This is a genomic window from Actinomadura sp. BRA 177 (genome assembly GCF_013372625.1).
Lineage (GTDB): Bacteria > Actinomycetota > Actinomycetes > Streptosporangiales > Streptosporangiaceae > Spirillospora.
On record NZ_JABXFD010000335.1, the window covers coordinates 1 to 3,389 of the forward strand.

Consider the following 3,389-nt stretch of genomic DNA (forward strand, 5'->3'; position numbering starts at 1 on the left):
GCTGAGACGGGTTGCGTAGCCGGACCCGCGCACGGATACCGCCCAGGTCTTCCAGGGCGATGCCGTGCGTGGTGCGTTGAGCCTCGGTCACGATCTGCTTGGAGATGCGGTGGTTGGTGTCGGCCGCGAAGCGGGCCTCACGACCGGACAGGTGGCGCAGCAGCCGTTTGGCGGACTTGGTGCCCTTGGCTTGGAGTTTGGTGCGCAGCCGGCGGTTGCGGTGCCGGATCTGGTTGATGTGCTTGCCAGAGTGGACGGTGCCGTCGGACGCGGTGGCGATGTTGACGATGCCCAGGTCCACCCCCGTAAAACCGTCCGGAACATATTCGGGGGCCTGCGGGACCTCGCAGGTGGCGTACAGGTAGAAGCAGCCGCCGCGCCACACCAGGTCCGACTCGCCCCGCCGGTACGCGGCCAGCACCGCCGCCTGCTCGGCCGAACAGGCGAAGCCGATGCCTTGGAGCCTGCCGCGGACCGTCCAGATGCTCACGGTGCGCTCGTCGATCCGCCAGGACAGCGACCGGTCGTCGAAGGGCTGGGCGGCGTCCTTGCGGAACCGGACCGGTGCGCTCTCCGCTCTGGTCCGGCGCCGCGAGCCGACCGGGCCGTAGTTGCCCGCCTTGAGGTTCTGGGCGAGCGTGGCGTAGGCGCCGGCGACCTTGCGGATGCAGTGGATCGCCGGCTGCGCCGACAGGCCCATCGCCTTCAACTCGTCATAGACCAGCCGCTGCAACATGGTCTTGCCCGTCACGCCGGTAGCGTGCGCACGGCGGGAGGCGTGCCCGGCAGCCTGGTTGCACAGCTTCAGCGTCTCCCCCAACGCGGCCTCTGTGGCGGCGTCGGGGAGCAGCTTTACCTGCACCACCAACTTCACCCCAGCACCTTAACACAAAGTATCCATATGAGTACGCTAAGTTTTGAGTTTCGTCATCAGCGAGGGGGTAAGGCCAGCCGGGTCCAGAGGACGAACCCGTCCGGATCGGGATCACCGGAGGCGACGCCGAGGGTGAACGGGTCGCCGGGCAGGGCCCGGGAGCGGGGGGCGGCGGCGCGGGCGGTGCCCGGCAGGGCCGTGGCGGCGGTGGCGGCGAGGCCGGTGGTGACCAGGAACGTGCGCCGGTTCAGCGGGCGTGCGGAGTCGGCCATGGAGGAGCGACCTTTCGGAGGGATCCGGCATTGATCGCCGGACAGCCTCACGAAGATCGGTGACCGATGGGCACCGCGCGGATGACGCCCGCCGCAACAAAGACGATCTTTTGGGCGGCGCTAGAAGATCATGCAGGGCGGCGCGAAGGATGCTAGGCTGGCAACTTGCGACTTGCGCATAACAAACCTCATCCTATGAATAGGAGTGTAGCCGAAGCATGGGACTCCGTCAAGCGGACGCTGTCAACCCCGACCGCGATAATTCCGTGCCGGTCAACCCGGAGCAGGCGTACGTGGACCGCGTGTATGCGCGGCTCGACGTCGAGCGGGCGAAGGCCGAGGCCGCGCTGCGCGAAGGGCCGGCGGCCGGCGGCGGCGCCGCGTTCCAGGCGCGGGTGGAGAGCGCCGTCGCGACCGACGAGGCGGCCCGCCGGCTCGCCCGGCTCGGCGGCGTCGAGGACGGCCTGTGCTTCGGCCGGATCGACCACCGCACCGGCGCCGACGGCCCCGGCGACACGTTCTACATCGGCCGCATCGGGCTCCGCGACGAGGACCACGAGCCCATCCTGATCGACTGGCGCGCCGCCGCGGCCCGGCCGTTCTACACCGCCACCCCGGGCGCGCCCGGTACCCTCGCGCGCCGCCGCCACCTGCACCTGCGGCACCGCGAGGTCGTCCGGCTGGACGACGAGGTCTTCGACCTGGAGGGCCTGGACGAGGCGGAGCGGAGCGGCATCGTCGGCGAGGCCGCCCTGCTCGCGACCCTCCGCCGCGGCCGGACGGGCCGGATGAGCGACGTGGTCGCGACCATCCAGGAGGAGCAGGACCAGGTCATCCGCTCGGGCTTGCAAGGCGTGCTCGTCGTCCAGGGCGGTCCCGGCACCGGCAAGACGGTCGCCGCCCTGCACCGCGCCGCATACCTGCTCTACACGCACCGGGACGTCCTCGAACGGCGTGGAGTGCTCATCGTCGGCCCGAACGCCACGTTCCTCCGTTACATCGAGCAGGTCCTTCCCGGCTTGGGCGAGACCGACGTCGCCTTGGCAACGGTCGGCGAGCTCTATCCCGGCCTAAAGGCGACCGCACGGGAAACCCCTGCCGTCGCCGTCCTCAAGGGCGACCTTCGCATGGCCGACCTCGTACAAGCGGCCGTCCACGACCGGCAGCGCGTGCCCGCTGACGGCCTCCACATCGACATAGACGGCCTCACCCTTACCGTCGACGCCGAAGAGTGCGAACAGATCCGCGACCGTGCCCGCGCCTTGCGTCTCCCCCACAACGTCCAGCGGCGCCGCTTCGTCCACGACATGCTGGAGGCCCTCGCCCTCAACCGAGCCGAGCAGTACGACCGCATCATGGACGAGCCCCTAGAGGAGATGGCCAAATCAGGCGGTCTCCCAGACTGGCTTCAGGAACTCATCGACGAGGCCGAAGACGAACCCCTCCTGGACGAAACGGACCTCCGCCTGGCGAAGGAAGCCCTCTGGCAGGACCCGACCGTCCACAAGACCCTCAACGAACTCTGGCCCGAACTGACCCCGCAGCAGCTCCTCACCGACCTCTACGCCTCCGCCGACACGCTCACCCGCCTAGGCGCCCACATCAACCTCCCCGACTGCACGCTCCTGCACCGCCCGTCCAACTCCCCTTGGACCATTTCCGACGTCCCCCTCCTGGACGAGGCCGCCGAAAACCTGGGCAAGGACGACTCCGCCGCCAAGGCCCGCCAACGCGCAGCCGACGCAGCCCGAGCCGAAGAGGAACGCTACGCCCGCGAAGTAATCGAGTCGGCCGGCACCACAAACCTGCTCTCGGCAAGCGACGTCATCTCAGCAAGCGAACTGGCCGAACGCCACCACAACGACGGCCCGCCCCTCACCACCGCCCAGCGCGCCCTCGCCGACCGCGAATGGGCCTACGGCCACGTGATCGTGGACGAAGCACAGGAACTCTCCGAAATGGCCTGGCGCACCGTCATGCGCCGCGTCCCCACCCGCTCCCTGACCGTCGTCGGCGACATCGCCCAGACCGGCAGCGCCGCCGGCGCCACCACCTGGGCCCAGATGCTCGACCGCTACGTCCCCGGCCGCTGGCGCGAGCAGCGCCTCCTCGTCAACTACCGCACCCCGGCCGCCATCATGCGAGTGGCCGCCGACGTCCTCGCCGCCGTAGACCCGGGCCAGACCCCACCCGACCCCGTCCGCCACGACGGCCCGCCCCTCACCACCGCCCCAACCCCTCCG

3 protein-coding genes are annotated in these 3,389 nt (G+C 70.0%); 1 reads left to right on the forward strand and 2 read right to left on the reverse strand.

Going from position 1 to position 3,389, the window contains the following annotated elements:
- Together HUX53_RS17795 and HUX53_RS17800 are read right to left on the reverse strand one after the other, a co-directional pair.
- A partial coding sequence (locus HUX53_RS17795; protein WP_176404330.1) for a transposase occupies positions 1-874 on the reverse strand: 874 nt, incomplete at its 3' end.
- Between the two features lie 56 nt (positions 875-930).
- Complete coding sequence (locus HUX53_RS17800) at positions 931-1,146, reverse strand: PhoD-like phosphatase N-terminal domain-containing protein (RefSeq protein ID WP_176404331.1); 216 nt, start codon at positions 1,144-1,146, stop codon at positions 931-933.
- Positions 1,147-1,364: 218 nt separating this feature from the next.
- On the opposite strand from HUX53_RS17800, the gene HUX53_RS17805 reads away from it, so the two are divergent.
- On the forward strand, positions 1,365-3,389 hold a 2,025-nt coding region (locus HUX53_RS17805; RefSeq protein ID WP_176404332.1), incomplete at its 3' end, for an AAA family ATPase.

What these genes read in the sequence shown, in the direction of transcription:
- HUX53_RS17800 (WP_176404331.1), bottom strand. Translation starts at nt 1,146, where the DNA reads ATGGCCGACTCCGCACGCCCGCTGAACCGGCGCACGTTCCTGGTCACC.